Annotated in this window: 13 protein-coding genes; 5 read left to right on the top strand and 8 right to left on the bottom strand. The window is 59.4% G+C overall.

Annotated features, from left to right (window positions below):
• Positions 1-126 precede the first annotated feature (126 nt).
• Positions 127-447, top strand: coding sequence for a hypothetical protein (locus BUA94_RS04410; RefSeq protein ID WP_073009290.1), 321 nt, complete (start codon positions 127-129; stop codon positions 445-447).
• Positions 448-605: 158 nt separating this feature from the next.
• Entirely contained in the window at positions 606-1001 is a 396-nt protein-coding gene (locus tag BUA94_RS04405) for a hypothetical protein (RefSeq protein WP_073009288.1), read from the top strand.
• A 44-nt stretch (positions 1002-1045) separates the two neighbouring features.
• On the opposite strand, the gene BUA94_RS04400 is transcribed toward BUA94_RS04405, so the two are convergent.
• Entirely contained in the window at positions 1046-2521 is a 1476-nt protein-coding gene (locus tag BUA94_RS04400) for a helicase HerA domain-containing protein (RefSeq protein ID WP_073009285.1), read from the bottom strand.
• A 284-nt stretch (positions 2522-2805) separates the two neighbouring features.
• Positions 2806-3663: an alpha/beta hydrolase family protein gene (locus BUA94_RS04395; protein ID WP_073009283.1), complete on the bottom strand. Its 858-nt coding sequence runs from the start codon at positions 3661-3663 to the stop codon at positions 2806-2808.
• Between the two features lie 74 nt (positions 3664-3737).
• On the opposite strand from BUA94_RS04395, the gene BUA94_RS04390 reads away from it, so the two are divergent.
• Positions 3738-4346: a TetR/AcrR family transcriptional regulator gene (locus BUA94_RS04390; RefSeq protein WP_073009279.1), complete on the top strand. Its 609-nt coding sequence runs from the start codon at positions 3738-3740 to the stop codon at positions 4344-4346.
• A 123-nt stretch (positions 4347-4469) separates the two neighbouring features.
• A complete protein-coding gene (locus BUA94_RS04385) occupies positions 4470-5150 on the top strand; it encodes a cupin domain-containing protein (protein WP_073009276.1) in 681 nt (226 codons plus the stop codon).
• A gap of 69 nt (positions 5151-5219) precedes the next feature.
• Here the strand turns inward: BUA94_RS04385 and BUA94_RS04380 are convergent, their stop codons facing one another.
• Both BUA94_RS04380 and BUA94_RS04375 read right to left on the bottom strand, forming a co-directional pair.
• Positions 5220-5840, bottom strand: coding sequence for a nitroreductase family protein (locus tag BUA94_RS04380; protein ID WP_073009273.1), 621 nt, complete (start codon positions 5838-5840; stop codon positions 5220-5222).
• A gap of 151 nt (positions 5841-5991) precedes the next feature.
• The gene (locus tag BUA94_RS04375) at positions 5992-6780 is read right to left on the bottom strand and encodes a hypothetical protein (protein WP_073009270.1); all 789 of its coding nucleotides are present in this window, start codon (positions 6778-6780) and stop codon (positions 5992-5994) included.
• Positions 6781-7210: 430 nt separating this feature from the next.
• On the opposite strand from BUA94_RS04375, the gene BUA94_RS04370 reads away from it, so the two are divergent.
• Complete coding sequence (locus BUA94_RS04370) at positions 7211-8731, top strand: tyrosinase family protein (protein WP_073009267.1); 1521 nt, start codon at positions 7211-7213, stop codon at positions 8729-8731.
• A 727-nt stretch (positions 8732-9458) separates the two neighbouring features.
• Here the strand turns inward: BUA94_RS04370 and BUA94_RS04365 are convergent.
• The 4 genes from BUA94_RS04365 to BUA94_RS04350 are packed head-to-tail and all read right to left on the bottom strand — an operon-like array spanning position 9459 to position 14192.
• A complete protein-coding gene (locus tag BUA94_RS04365; protein WP_073010882.1) occupies positions 9459-10970 on the bottom strand; it encodes a malonate--CoA ligase in 1512 nt (503 codons plus the stop codon).
• 60 nt (positions 10971-11030) lie between these two features.
• The gene (locus BUA94_RS04360; RefSeq protein WP_073009264.1) at positions 11031-12395 is read right to left on the bottom strand and encodes a malonyl-CoA decarboxylase domain-containing protein; all 1365 of its coding nucleotides are present in this window, start codon (positions 12393-12395) and stop codon (positions 11031-11033) included.
• Positions 12396-12399: 4 nt separating this feature from the next.
• Complete coding sequence (locus tag BUA94_RS04355) at positions 12400-13710, bottom strand: TRAP transporter large permease (RefSeq protein WP_073009261.1); 1311 nt, start codon at positions 13708-13710, stop codon at positions 12400-12402.
• The gene (locus BUA94_RS04350) at positions 13707-14192 is read right to left on the bottom strand and encodes a TRAP transporter small permease subunit (RefSeq protein ID WP_073009258.1); all 486 of its coding nucleotides are present in this window, start codon (positions 14190-14192) and stop codon (positions 13707-13709) included. Before BUA94_RS04350 ends, BUA94_RS04355 begins: the two co-directional genes overlap by 4 nt.
• Positions 14193-14263: the final 71 nt, after the last annotated feature.

Below are 14263 nucleotides of genomic sequence, written 5' to 3'. Positions count from 1 at the left end.
AATGCGGTCCATGATGAATTAGTTACATATGTAACTTTTATCTGATGCATGGTCAAGAGGAGAGCTTGCAAGTTTCGTCACGTCAGATTAAAAAGAACAAAAGAGGAACATTAAGAGGTAAGCGGCATGTCCTTCATGATAAACTCTCATCAGATGGCGCTTCCGTGTTCCTGCGGATATGCCCGGCCGGGACACAGCAAGACGGCTGAAGAGCCCGTCACACTTGATGAGGAAACCGATATCGGCAAGCTCCTCGCCTATCTGCTGAAGACGAGGGACAAGGCCAAGATGATCCGGGAGAACTCCCCCGCAGGCAGCTATCTCGACAGCGTCCTGCAGCGGACCATCGCAGGCATTGAAACCGAAATCGCGACGCTCAGATATTTGAGCCCGGCAGATGCGGGCGACATCAAGTCAAAGTCAGCCCGGATGCGGCCGGCCCTGTAAGAGACACTGGGCACATGCGTCCGCCGGAAAATTCGCAGAATGATCTCAAGGCGTTAAAGAAACGGCACTTTGCCTTGGATTGTATGTGATGCGTATTCCAATCATTTCCAAAAGGTGACATTGAAACACAATCGGAAATATATCTTTCAGGAATTGACATGCTCAAGTTAGCAGCTCTTGCGTTCTCGCTTATTGCAGTTTCTTTGCCCGCCTCCGCAAAAACCATCTCGGACACTGTTCCGGCAGGCCGGTCTACTGTGGTCGGCAGTCATGCCGTCTATGGTCCGGGCTGCGTCTCCGGGCCGATCCCTGACATGAAAGTCAAAAAGCAACCGGAGCACGGCCGCGTCGAGTTCCGGACGAAAATTCTGCAGCTATCTGAGAAAGCCGGAAAATGCGCAGGCAAGAAGATCAAGGGCACCTTGATCATCTATACGCCCAAGAAAGGCTTCAAAGGTCCGGACAAGTTTACGGTCCAGTACGCCTATGAAAAATATGTCGGCACTCCGCGCATGAGCTTTGTGTCGGATACCTATAAACTCGACGTCAAGTAAGACGGCAGGAGGCCCGCCCCTTCGAAACAGGGCGGCTTGTTCCCTCAGGCGGCGGCTTCGTCGCCTGGGGCGGTCTGCCAGCCGAGATCTGTGAGGGTCACGATCCGGTTGCCACGCAGATCCGTGGCGCAGACCAGGAAGCCGCGTTCTTCCATGTGGCTGAGCAGCCAGCGGGCGCGTCCCGGCGAACGGGTGCCATAGGCGGTCGCGATCTCGATATTGCCCGGGCAAGGGTCCTTGGCCAGCGCGGCCTTCGCCAGCAGCAGATAGACGCCGCGCATGTCCTCCGGCAGTTCCGAGGCAATCAGCTCGGCCTTCTGCCAGTCGCTGTCATCAATATCGCCCTTTTCAACACCAGCCCGGGCAACCGACAGCTTCTCACGGAAGGTCTGAAGGTCAGGAGATCCGCCGGGCAGTTTCGCGATCCGGCAGCGGACCTGAAAATCCTGATAGAGCGAGGCGATCGGCTGGAAGGCCGCTTCCGGCTCCGCCAGAATCTCGCCGATGATGCGGCCAATGGTTTCTTCCCGCTCGCCGTAGTCCAGCAAGGTGGCGGCAGGTTCGATGGCATTGGCAGCCTCCCGGTCAGCGGCGGAGAGCTGATCCAGCACATCGGAGGTCGAGACAACCGGTTCTGCGATCCGCTGGCGCATGGGCACGGCTTCGCCCGGAGACGGGGTAAAGATGAGGTCCTTGGCTTCCGCCTTCGGCTGCTCGGGCAGCGGCATGAGCTTCGGGCTGCCTCCCCGGCCAGCCGTCTCCACCGCCCCGATCTTGACCGGCAGCGGACGGCGCGACAATGCCGGACCAAGAGCAATGAAATGTCCGCGCTCCAGGTTCCGGAAAGCTTCTGCCTGACGGCGTTCCATACCGAGAAGATCGGCGGCGCGGGCCATGTCGATATCGAGGAAGGTCCGGCCCATCAGGAAGTTGGAGGCTTCCGCCGCCACGTTCTTGGCAAGCTTCGCCAGGCGCTGGGTTGCAATCACGCCGGCCAGACCGCGCTTACGGCCACGGCACATGAGGTTGGTCATGGCCCCAAGCGAGCGGCGGCGGGCCTCTTCCGTTACTTCACCGGCAGCAGCGGGCGCAAAGAGCTGCGCCTCATCGACGATCACAAGCATCGGATACCAGAGATCGCGCTCCGCATCGAAAAGACCATCGAGGAAGGTCGCTGCGGCCTTCATCTGGCGGTCGGCGTCGAGCCCCTCCAGATTGAGCACAACGGACACACGGTGCTGACGCACCCGGCCCGCAATCATCTGCAGGTCTTTCTCGGTGCCCACGGCATCCACGACCACATGGCCGTATTTCTCGGCCAGCGAGACGAAATCGCCTTCCGGATCGATGATGGCTTGCTGAACCCACGGAGCAGACTGTTCCAGAAGGCGGCGCAACAGATGCGACTTGCCCGACCCGGAGTTGCCCTGCACGAGCAGACGGGTGGCCAGAAGTTCTTCCAGATCCATACCCGCGCGGGCTCCGCCCGCCATTTCCCCGATGTCGATACTAACCGTCATTCCGTTTCCCGCATCCCCGCTTGGCCGGACCGCTGTTTCTTGCGCAAGACCCTTCCCGGCTCTCCGGTGAAGGAAAACCCCGGAATGCCGGGCCGCTTGCGGACTTTGCTCTCAAGGGAACCGGAAACTCACCATGATTCCCGGCCAATGGCAAAACTCGGAGGCTGGAAAACCGCCGCTTTCCCCAGAGGTCACAGGTCTGATCACAGGAATTTCGGCCCAGCATGCGGCCATGGCTTGCGTCTAACGGTCCAGGACAGATCACGCAAGGGGGATATCCCCCTTCAGCCGAGCACAGACGGCCAGACAGCCGACCGGCTGCGGGAGAAGACTTCGATATGACCGATCCGGCCAAGCCCGAAATCAGTCGCCGTCAAAAGGGAGCGGCTGACACTGCGCGCCTTGAGCCGGTCTGCATACCGCCAGACGGCAACCGGCGGCACCATCTTGTCATCGCTCATGGTGACGAGCTTGACGTCCGCGTTCAGTTCCTCCTGCCGGGGCATGGGGAGGATGGTTCCAAGGTCTTTCTGATAGAACCCGCGCGTCGTGCACCATTTGCGCCATTGCCAGTAGACGCCAGCCGGCAGGTCTTCGCCAACTCCGAGATGCCGCCCGGGCAGATAACGCAGGGCCAGAACCGAAAGCGGCCCCGGGCCATACCAGAAGGCCAGTACCAGGGGCAGATAGCTGAGCGGATGATCTGCCAGATGCGCCATGCCGGCGCCAACCGTGATGACCCGCTCAAGACGCGGAGAGTTCCGCTGGAAGTCCAGCATCAGCCCGCCAAGCGAGTGGCCGACAATCCAGAGCGGCAGGGATGGCTCAATCTCCTCAGCAAAGTCGAAGGCAGCCGCCTGGTCCAGAACACCCCAGTCCGCCATGGTGGCCGGATTGCCGCGCAAGGAACCTGATCCTGACTGCCCGAAACCCCGGTAGTCATAGGTCAGAACCATGAACCCATGTTCCCTTGCCGCCCAGGCCGCGAAGTGCCGGTAGAAGGACTGCGGCACCCCTGTCGCCCCATTCAGCAGGATCAGGCCACGGGAAGCGCCCAAGGGCCGGTAGATCAGCCCCGCAAGCTGCAGATTGGCTGCAGGGATCCTGACAGCTTCGATGGTCACTTCATCCGACTGGTTCATTTCGCAAGCCTCTAGACTGATCGGTCTAACATCCAGCAACTAGACCGATCGGTCAAGAGGCGATATGATGGGGAATGACCCTGGCAACACGTGACCGCCTCATCCAGACCATGTCCTCCCTCTTGCGCAGCAAGGGCTATGGCGGATTTGGTGTCTCTGAAGTCCTGAGCCTGACCAGCCTGCCGAAGGGTTCGCTCTATCATCACTTTCCCGGCGGCAAGGCAGAACTGGCAAGAGAAGCAACACTCTGGGCCAGCAAGGCGATCTCCAGGGTGATCGAAAAGGCCTTCGCCGATGCATCAACCTTTCACGCAGGTCTGGCAAATGCGGCAGGACTGATCGGGGACTTCGTGTCCGCCAGCCAGTCCAAGGCGGAATCTCCTGCCTCCGGTGAACCAGTATCGGGGGGGCCAGTCTCGGTGAGGCCAGTCTCCGGTTGCCCGGTCTCAGGAATCCTGCAAGCCGAAAGCAGCACACCCGACCTTCGCGAGCTGGCAGCGACCATCTATGGCGGCTGGATTGACCAGCTTGCAGGTCATGCAGAGCGTCTGAATGAAATGGATGCCCACAAGACGGCAACTCTCGCTTTCATGACCGTTCAAGGTGCGTGGCATCTGGCCGTGGCGCAGCAAAGCCGAGAGCCACTTGATTTTCTGGCAGGCACCTTCCGGGACCAGGCCTGAGCCAGCCAACGGCTAACCAATTGGCATCATGCCGCTTCCAACCTCCCCTGTCCGGCCCTATCTTCCTATCAGGAGAATGATTTTGCGCCGGAAGGCAGGGGCAAGGTCCATGGGAGAAAATCAATGCAGATACACGCCGATCTGAGCAAAAAGGCCGTTGTGGCCAGCGCCGAACTTCCCTGGATCCCCTCTCCCATGCAGGGCGTCGAGCGCCGGATGCTGGAACGGGATGGCGCGGAAGTGGCGCGGGCAACCAGCCTCGTTCGCTATGCGCCGGGCTCTGCCTTCTCCGCCCACTCCCATGACATGGGCGAGGAGTTTCTCGTTCTTGAAGGCACCTTCTCCGATGAGACGGGCGATTACGGGCGGGGCATGTATGTGCGCAATCCGCCCGGATCCTCCCATACCCCGAACTCCAGGGACGGCGCGGTCATCCTTGTGAAACTCCGGCAGATGGCGCCCTGGGACAATCACGTGGTGCGTGTCGACACCAGCCATCCCCAAGCCTGGCAGGACGGCCGGCCGGGAGAAGCCATTCTGCCGCTCTTTGCCAATGCGCATGAGCAGGTGGACATGATCGACTGGGATCCCGAGGTAAAACTTCCGTCAGCGACCTTCCCCGGCGGGGTCGAATATTTCGTTCTGGCAGGCACGCTGGAGGACGATGAGGGCAGCTATCCAGCGGGCACCTGGCTTCGCCTTCCGCCAGGCACCAGCCAGAGCGTGCGCACCCTGACGGGCGTGCGCGTGTGGCGAAAGACAGGACACCTGCTCGGCGCTGGCTTCCAGGGATCTGAACCATAAAAAATCCCCCGAAGCACAGAGGGCACTCCGGGGGATTGTCATAAGCTCTTGTCAGCCACAGCCGTGAAATCAGCCGCCGAACTTGCCGGAGAAGGCGATTTCGGAGAGCGGCTTGCGCGGGCTTGGCTGCTCACGGTCCTTCAAGCCGTCGGGCAGGATCGAGGCATCGGCCCGGTGACCGATGGCGAAGCCGACTTCCGGCTTGAACCTTGCCGGAACGCCAAGGGCCGCGTTGATCTCCTCCTTCAGGATACCGGCCATCGCGTGGGCGTGATAGCCGAGCGCCGTGGCCTGAAGAGCTGCCTGCCCCCAGGCAGCACCCGCATCAAAGGAATGGCTGCCGGACGCACGCGGCTCCGCGCCTTCCTTGCCGTCGATCAGCGTGTCGGAGAAAAGATAGACCAGAGCGGAGGCATGCTGGGCCCAGTCCCGGTTGAACGGGTTCAGCAGATTGACCAGGGTCTCCCAGTTCTCGTCGCCGCGCAGGGCATAGACGAAGCGCCAGGGCTGGATGTTGAAGGCGGAAGGCGCCCAGCGGGCCGCTTCCAGAATGATCTTCAGATCGGTTTCCGGCATGGCAGAGCCATCAAAGGCGCGGGGAGACCAGCGGCTGACGAAGAGCGGCTCGACCGGATGATCAGCGGTGCGGTGGTCAGCGACATTGAAGTCACTGGTCTTATGAACGGTCATGGAAAATCTCCAGAGATATCGGCCGGTCTTGGGCGACCTGTTGGAATGATATGCAGGTGCGAGCTCACATATCCGGTTCGAAAGATTAAGTGAGCGTTGGATTCAAGGTCGGGGTTCTGCTCATCTGGGCAAAAGCAGAACAACAGCAGGCTCAGAGTTCCCTGCCCCATAGCTCGATCTGTGTGAGTGCGGGCAAATCGGAGGGGTCATCCGCTTTGACAAGGCTGTGAAGCTTTGCCCATTCCACTTCGCGCGCAGTGAAAGCGAAAGGCTGCACCTCGCCGGTTCGTTCGGTCGCGAAGACGTGCCCGGTACCATCGGACAGAGTGAGCGAGACCTGACGCCACCAGGAATCCTGTTTCCAATCTGCGCGCAGGTACAATTTCACCTCGTCAAGCAGCACCTTGCGGCCGAATTCAACGGTTATTTCCGCGTCTGGGCGCTTGTCGATCCCCCAACTCGTATAAGGCCATTTGCCATGACCATAGGTGGCCTTGATGCCATCGATTGCGTTTCTGGCGGCGAATTGCGCCTCTCCCCGGGTCACCGCATTGGCATGCGCATGGGGATAGAGCTCACCGTTTCCCGCCCAATCATGGGAGTTCAGGGCAAGATTGCGCCTGACCGATATTTCTTCAGGATAGGCGTAGCGCGCGGAAAGCTTCGACATTCCGCCGGTGAAGGCGTGAAGCGAATAGGGCTGGCGGTCCAGCCCGAAAGGAACCGGCAGCCTGAACGAATGGCCTTTCAGAAAGACAAGGCTGGGTGCGAGCGTATCATCCAGCTGCAGGAAAATGTGCCGCTGCGGCTCGGTCGATTCAATGGAGAGATAGTCGCCTTCGGCATAGTCGGAATTGAAAAGCAGGAAGACTTCGTCGCTGTCGATAGACTTGTTCTTGATCGCGCCATGCGCGTCGCAAACGCAGATTGTCAGGCTCATGGGTTCCTCAGCTCGGAGCACGAAACGGCCAATGGACACGAGTTTTCCGTCGAAGTCAGGACTTCCGGATTCGCGTGTGTTCGGGGCAGTTTCATAGCGGTATCATCAATTGTGAAATATGACACCACCGGCAACCACCTGCTGAGGTGAAGTCCCAACTTTGATGCGCGTCCGAAATCCCATCGGCCTTTCCTGAGAATGGCGCGGGCAAAGTGAACTTCGCTGGACTGTCAAACACCACCTTAACCCGGGATGACACAAGTCCTTCGATCTCGAGCGAAGAGGCGAATTACTCTCAATTGACCGAGCAAAATCTCTTTCTCATTGCATTTCCATTAGGCAAGTCAATACCCTTAAAGAGGGAAGTATTGATTTGCAAAATTTCAAGTTGTATATTCCGCTACGTAATTTAAAGTGGAGGAGGTTTTCTATGTATTCGAGAAGAACCATTCTGCAACATGGCAGCCTGACCGGCGCCGCAATTGCTTTCAGCGGAATTCTGCCAGGTTTAAAAGCAACGGCTCAGACCACCGTCCCCACCAGACACAGCCTGGGCGATATCGGCCTCGACGACAAAGACCTCGGCCTCTGGCGCGACTTTGTCGGCTACATGAAGGCGCAGCCTTCCGGCAACTCTGTAAGCTGGGTTGGCTTTTCCAGTATTCACGGCACTAACCAGGGCTTCAATTTGTGCCCCCATGGCGATTGGTACTTCCTGTCGTGGCACCGGGCCTATGTGTCCATGTATGAGCAAGCGGTCAGAACCTGGTCAAAGGACGACAGCTTTGCCATGCCCTATTGGGACTGGACAACTGATAGGCAAATACCCAAAGCCTATTCAGATCCCCAGTACAAGGGGAAACCCAACCCGCTCTACGACAGCACCAGAACTATGTCCGCGACGCAAAGCCTCCCCGACGACATGGTCGGGCCGGAGGTGATCCGGGGCATCCTTTCCGAAAGTGACTTCCAAGTCTTCGGCACATCAAAGAATCCGCAGCAAACGGATCTTGACCAGAGTTGGATCCCGAGAGGGGGGGGTGTTTCCGGTCCGCTGGAGAGCAATCCGCACAACAGAGTTCATTGCCAAGTGGGAGGCCAGATGTGCACGGCCACATCGGCACAAGACCCAATTTTCTTCATGCATCATGGAAACATTGATCGGATTTGGGCCTTGTGGAACCAACTGGGTGGTGTCAACACGACTGACAGTCTTTGGACGGACATGCCATTCGAGAACAATTTCCGGAAGATGGACGGCACCAACTACACCGTCATTTCTGGCAAGACACAAAGCACTGAAGCAATGGGCTACCAATACGATCTGCCCCCAGCAGCCGATCTGACGACGATCGCAATGGCACCACTTGGCGGCACGCTCAAAAGCGATTACCGGGCGATCCTCGGTGAAGGTCCCGCACCCGAGGGCCTGATCAAGGCTGTAAAGCAGAACAGCCGGGCTGCCACTGCGCTGAATCCGCTCGATGTCTCAGTCAACGTGTCAGCGGCTCAGGTGACGCAGGCCATCGAAGGCAGCACAAAAGCCATCAACTCTCTAGGCCTGTGGAGTTCTGCCAGCCGCTCACCCAAACAGATCGTTGCTGTGCTGCGGGACATACCACCGCCCACAGCCAATACCGCCGAATACCGTATCTTCGTTAACTGCGACTATCTCTCATTGGAGGTGCCAACGAGTGATCCTCACTATGTCGCAACATTCGGCTTCTTCGGAATCGCAGGCGATCACGAGGGACACGGAGGTGGACATGTTGCGAAGGAGCCGGGTTCCTATCTCGTCAATCTGACCGTAACGATGCAACGATTGGCGAGATTGGGACGCATCGCGGGCGATGACGTTGTTGTCCAAATTTTGCCTGTACCACGACAGGGCATTTCTCCCGCAGACGCGGCTCCAATCACGCCAGGTTCCGTTGAAGTCGCCATATTGTAGGCAGAGATGCCATCTAGTTTGAGAAGAGAGGGCGGCTATTGAGCACAGATTTTCAACTGCCGCCCCTCAAATTCGCCTGCGGAGATTTTTTGGTCCGAACCTGAAGGTGTCCCATGAGAGACTTTTTCGCTAATGGGCCTCTCCGCGAGGTATTTGGGAGCGCCGCTCTCCTTACATTGTCATTGAACGCCCATGGCATGGAGCGGTCAACTCATCCGGCTCCAGCCCCAGACGCAATACATTTGGCCGAAAGCGCTACATCAGGGGTGTATTCGGGCGTGGCAACAACTGGAAGCCCAGCAGTGCTTTGCCTGACGCCAGATCAAGCAGAGGCCAGTGCGCTAAAGTCTGGCTCGGTGCGGCTAATCCTATCCCTCGAAACCTACACGCCACCAGCAACCGACGCAGGAACCATCACAGTCACCAACGTAACCGCCGACGGGGTAAGGACATCGGAAATTGCGAAGATCGGTCTATTTCCAGTATCCTCTTTCGGTCCGAGCGATCCACCGCGACAGTTTTTCCTCCCTGTGGAAGCTGCAAACGAAATCCAGGCTGACATTCCACTATGTGTAAGCGTCTCCATCGGCACAGAGGCTTCCACGCGCCCACCTGCTGGCACCGGAAAAGGCGAAGCCAGATTCTCGTTAAAATCGCAGAAACTTGAATAAAAAAGCGGCTCCGGAAACGAGCCGGAACCGCCAAGGCCATAATTGGTTCAAGATCCTCAGGCGAAGTCGCCCTTGAACTGGTCGCGCAGGACGTTCTTCTGGATCTTGCCCATGGTGTTGCGCGGCAGGGTGTCCACCACATGCACCTGCTTGGGCTGCTTGAACTTGGCGAGCTTGTCCTTCAGCGCTGCGGCCACCGACGCTGTGTCGAGCTTGGCACCAGCCTTGGGGGCAACAACTGCCACAACGCCTTCGCCAAAGTCCGGATGCGGCACGCCGATGACGGCGCTTTCGGCAACACCTTCGATTTCATCCAGAAGCGCCTCGACTTCAGCTGGGTAAACGTTGAAGCCGCCGGTGATGATCAGGTCCTTCGAACGGCCAACGATGGAGACATAGCCATCGGCATCCACACGGCCCATATCGCCCGTGATGAAGAAGCCATCGGCCCGCAGTTCCTCGGCGGTCTTTTCCGGCATGCGCCAATAGCCCTGGAACACGTTTGGGCCACGCACCTCGATGATGCCGACATCCCCCTGGGCGAGAACCTTGCCACTGTCCGGCTCGGTCACGCGCAGCTCCACACCCGGCAGCGGATAACCGACGGTGCCCGGACGGCGGTCGCCGTCATAGGGGTTGGAGGTGTTCATGTTGGTCTCGGTCATGCCGTAACGCTCAAGGATCGCATGACCCGTGCGGGCGCTGAACTCCTTGTGGGTCTCGGCGGACAGAGGCGCAGACCCGGAAATGAACAGGCGCATGTGGGCGACCAGTTCCTTGGTGAAGGCATCCGAGCCAAGAAGCCGGGTGTAGAAAGTCGGAACGCCCATCATGCTGGAAGCGCGCGGCAGCAGCTTCAGCACCGTATCTAGATCAAACTTCGGCAGGAACAGCATGGAACCGCCAGCCATCAGCAGGCAGTTGGTGGCAACGAACAGGCCATGGGTATGGAAGATCGGCAGGGCATGCAGCAGCACATCGTCAGACGTGAAGCGCCAGTAGTCGACCAGCGTGCGGGCGTTGGAGGCCAGATTCTCGTGGCTGAGCATGGCCCCCTTGGACCGGCCGGTGGTGCCGGAGGTGTAAAGGATAGCCGCAAGATCATCCTTGCCACGGGCCACATCGGTGAAGTCACCGGATGCCCCATCTGCCAGATCACGCAGCGAGCCCTTGCCCGATGCGTCCAGCGTCTGCAGGCTTGCACCAACCTTGCCCGCCGTCGGGGCGAGCGCTGCCTGACGGGAGGGATCGCAGACAAAGACCTTCGGTTCGGCGTCGGTGACGAAATAGTCGATCTCGGCGGGGGTGTAAGCGGTGTTCAACGGCAGAAAGATGCCCCCTGCCCGCACGGTTGCCAGATAAAGCATCAGGGCATCCGGCGTCTTTTCAACCTGGACCGCGACACGGTCACCGGGCTGAACGCCGAGGGAGACCAGTGCATTGGCATAGCGCCCGGAAATTTCGATCACATCGCCATAGCTGATGACCGTTCCGTCCGCCGTCTCTAGGAAGGGACGGGACAGATCCGGCATGCGCGTGCGGATTTCGGAGAAAAGATGATTGGTCATGACAGTCTCTTTGTGTGTCATCAGTCAGCCCGCAACACCGGAAGGCGGCAGGCGTTGAACTCAGGCGGCAGGTACCAGCGGCTTTGCGTCAGGCACCAGCTTGGCTTGCTTGGTAACGGTGGAACTGGCCGCAACCGCACCGGTCGCAGCATAGGTCTCGTGGTTCTTCTCGATAAATTTCAGGTCATAGAGGTAGTTCACCATGATGCCATGAGACTGGGTGAGCCCATTGGGCGACAGATCCCCCAGCCAGTTGACCCGTTCCAGACGGGCCCCGTTGCCGATGTGGAACCGGGCGACAGGATCAAGGGCACGGCCCTTCTTGTCCTTTTCCCGGGTGAGATAATGGGCGCAGAGCGACGGCAGAACCGTCTCGAACGGCTTGGCAGCCGCAGCATCCGTAGCCCAGGCTCCTGCGGCCAGAGCCTCTCTCTGCGGTTCGCTGACCAGATCCTGGATAGCCGCATCGCCGCTTTCCAGAGAGCGGCGCAGCCAGCCTGCAAATCCGGGAACCGGTGACAGGGTGACGAAGGTCTTCAGGCCCGGCAGTTCGCGCCGTAGCTCTTCAACCACCTGCTTGATCAGGAAGTTGCCGAAGGAAATGCCCCTTAGGCCGTTCTGGCAGTTGGAAATGGAATAGAAGGTGGCGGTCGTCGCCTCTTCTGCCGTGATCTCCGCACGCTCTTCAGCAAGGATCGGACCGATTGCGCCCGGGATCTCGCGGGTTAAGGCCACTTCCACGAAGATCAGAAGGTCATCGACCAGAGCCGGATGGAAGAAGGCATAGAGACGACGATCCGCCAGACCTATACGGCGGCGCAGATCATCCCAGCCCTTGATCTCATGCACGGCCTCGTACTGGATGATCTTTTCCAGAATGTTGGCGGGCGTCGACCAGTCGATCCGGCGCATGACGAGGAAGCCCCGGTTGAACCAGGACGAGAACAGGTGTTCGAAATCCCGGTCCACATCCGCAAGGCCTGGCACCTCGCGCAGCATGGACAGAAGATCGGACCGCATGTCGACCAGCGCCCGGGTTCCGCCCGGCGCAAGGTTCAGACGGCGGATCAATTCCTGCCGCCGGGGTTCGGACACTTCATGCAGACGGTGCAGAAGCGCCTGATCCGCCGGGTCGGCATTCAGGGCGTCCAGCGCGGCACGGACTTCATCCGTGTCCGTGCCGAATTGGTCGCGCAGGGTTTCGAAGAAGGCCAGCTTGCGCTCCCGGCTTGCCGCCCGGTACCGCTCCAGAACCTCCCCCGCGATGGCCACTCCGGACGCTTCACCGCGCCCGGAGAGCAACGCTTCGCACAAGTCCGCCAGCGAGACTTCTCCCGGACGGCCAAGCCGGGATTCCAGCAAGGCACGGCCCTGCTCCGTTATCGAGGTCAGGAGATCGCTGAAAAAACTTGCGCTACTGCTCATACTGTCATCCTCGCATCATCTGTTCGGGCAACCAGGTCGCAATCTGCGGAAAGAAGCAGAGCAGGACTATGGCAGCCACCATGCACAGAACATATGGGACCGATCCGCGCAGGATCTCGCCCAGGGTGATTTTCGGTGCGATCCCGTTGATCACGTAGAGGTTCAGGCCCACTGGCGGCGTGATCAGGCCAATCTCCATGTTGATCGTCAGGATGACCGCGAACCAGTAAGGGTCGAAGCCGGCCTGAAGGATGATCGGCAGGAGGATCGGCGCGGTCATCAGAATCACAGCCACCGGCGGCAGGAAGAACCCGGCAACCAGCAGGAAGAGATTGATGATACCCATCAGCACCCAGCGGTTCACGTCCAGCGCCGTGATCCACTCCGCAATCGACTGCGTGATGAAGAGGGACGAGAGCGTGTAGGAAAACAGCTCGGAGGCACCGATGATCAGCATGATCATCACGCTTTCCTTGAGCGTGTCGCGGAACATGGCCGTGACCTTGGAGACACTCCACATCCGGTAGATGATCACCACCAGGATGATACAGAAGAGTGCGCCGACGCCGGCCGCTTCCGAGGGTGTGGCAACCCCGCCGTACAGCACGAAGAGAATGCCGGCGACGATCGCCAGGAACGGCAAGACCTTCGGCAGGACAGCGAAACGCTCGACCCAGGTGAACCGGCGTGACAGATCCATGAGACCGACGCCCTTGCGGTGGCAGTCATAGACCGTCCACAGCATGAACAGCGAGGTCAGCAGCAGTCCCGGCAGGATGCCCGCCAGGAACAGGCGCCCGATGGAGGTTTCCGTCGCGATGCCATACACGATCATGGTGACCGACGGCGGAATCAGGATCCCCAGCGTCCCGCCTGCGGCGATGGACCCGGCAGCGATCTCGTTCGGATAGCCACGCTTGGTCATTTCCGGAATGCCCATCTTGCCGATGGCAGCACAGGTTGCCGGAGACGAACCGGAGAGCGCGGCAAAGAGCGAACAGGCCCCGAGGTTGGACAGCACCAGGCCGCCAGGAACCCGGTTCAGCCAGCGGTCAAGCGCCTCATAAAGGTCCTTGCCTGCTGGCGACGAGGCGACCGCAGCCCCCATCAGGATGAACATGGGGACCGAAACAAGACCGATCGTCGCGAGCCCGTTGAAGAAGGTTTCTCCAAGGATCGACAGGCTGCCTGCGCCATCTACGATCAGCAGCGCGACAACGGAGACAAGACCGAGAGCGAAAGCAATAGGCGTTCCGATGCCGAGCAGCACCAGAAGCGCGAAGAGGACCGTAAGACCAGTGAAAAGCGGGCTCATGCGTCATCCCTCCAGATCTTCGCCAGTTCAGCGACATATTGAAGGGTCATCAGGCCGACACCGAGAGGCAGCGGCAGAAGCGGGATCCAGAGTGGCAGCTTCCAGACGGTTTCCGTAGTCCAGCCATAGGACCAGGCTTCCTCGAAATAGATCCAGCCAGACCAGGCCAGAAGCGCACAGAAGACGAGACCGGCAAGACCGGCAAGAGTGCGCACCACCTTGCGGCCAATGCGGCCCAAGGCCATTTCCAGAAGGTCCACATTCACATGGCCCTTCTCAAGAAGCACATAGGGCGAGGCCAGAAAGGTCATGGCGACGAGAGAGTAGATGACAAACTCTGTCTGCCAGACGGTCGAGGCTTTGAAGAAGTAGCGCAGCAGGGCCATCTGGGTCACGACCAGGATGGCTGCTGCGAGAAGAAGAAGCGCTGCAACTGCAGCAGCGCGGGAAAGGGTCGAAACCCATCGGATATATGCGGTCATAGGGCCGTTCCGGTACGCGCACCGCCCACCCGTCCGATTGCGCCGCGAAAGCAGCACTTCAGAGTGGCAGC

It is taken from the genome of Roseibium suaedae, from assembly GCF_900142725.1.
GTDB lineage: Bacteria > Pseudomonadota > Alphaproteobacteria > Rhizobiales > Stappiaceae > Roseibium > Roseibium suaedae.
This window is presented reverse-complemented; position numbering and strand designations above follow the sequence as displayed.

What these genes read in the sequence shown, in the direction of transcription:
- BUA94_RS04375 (WP_073009270.1), bottom strand. Translation starts at nt 6,780, where the DNA reads ATGAGCCTGACAATCTGCGTTTGCGACGCGCATGGCGCGATCAAGAAC.
- BUA94_RS04405 (WP_073009288.1), top strand. Translation starts at nt 606, where the DNA reads ATGCTCAAGTTAGCAGCTCTTGCGTTCTCGCTTATTGCAGTTTCTTTG.
- BUA94_RS04360 (WP_073009264.1), bottom strand. Translation starts at nt 12,395, where the DNA reads ATGAGCAGTAGCGCAAGTTTTTTCAGCGATCTCCTGACCTCGATAACG.
- BUA94_RS04365 (WP_073010882.1), bottom strand. Translation starts at nt 10,970, where the DNA reads ATGACCAATCATCTTTTCTCCGAAATCCGCACGCGCATGCCGGATCTG.
- BUA94_RS04355 (WP_073009261.1), bottom strand. Translation starts at nt 13,710, where the DNA reads ATGAGCCCGCTTTTCACTGGTCTTACGGTCCTCTTCGCGCTTCTGGTG.
- BUA94_RS04350 (WP_073009258.1), bottom strand. Translation starts at nt 14,192, where the DNA reads ATGACCGCATATATCCGATGGGTTTCGACCCTTTCCCGCGCTGCTGCA.
- BUA94_RS04395 (WP_073009283.1), bottom strand. Translation starts at nt 3,663, where the DNA reads ATGAACCAGTCGGATGAAGTGACCATCGAAGCTGTCAGGATCCCTGCA.
- BUA94_RS04410 (WP_073009290.1), top strand. Translation starts at nt 127, where the DNA reads ATGTCCTTCATGATAAACTCTCATCAGATGGCGCTTCCGTGTTCCTGC.
- BUA94_RS04385 (WP_073009276.1), top strand. Translation starts at nt 4,470, where the DNA reads ATGCAGATACACGCCGATCTGAGCAAAAAGGCCGTTGTGGCCAGCGCC.
- BUA94_RS04370 (WP_073009267.1), top strand. Translation starts at nt 7,211, where the DNA reads ATGTATTCGAGAAGAACCATTCTGCAACATGGCAGCCTGACCGGCGCC.
- BUA94_RS04400 (WP_073009285.1), bottom strand. Translation starts at nt 2,521, where the DNA reads ATGACGGTTAGTATCGACATCGGGGAAATGGCGGGCGGAGCCCGCGCG.
- BUA94_RS04380 (WP_073009273.1), bottom strand. Translation starts at nt 5,840, where the DNA reads ATGACCGTTCATAAGACCAGTGACTTCAATGTCGCTGACCACCGCACC.
- BUA94_RS04390 (WP_073009279.1), top strand. Translation starts at nt 3,738, where the DNA reads ATGACCCTGGCAACACGTGACCGCCTCATCCAGACCATGTCCTCCCTC.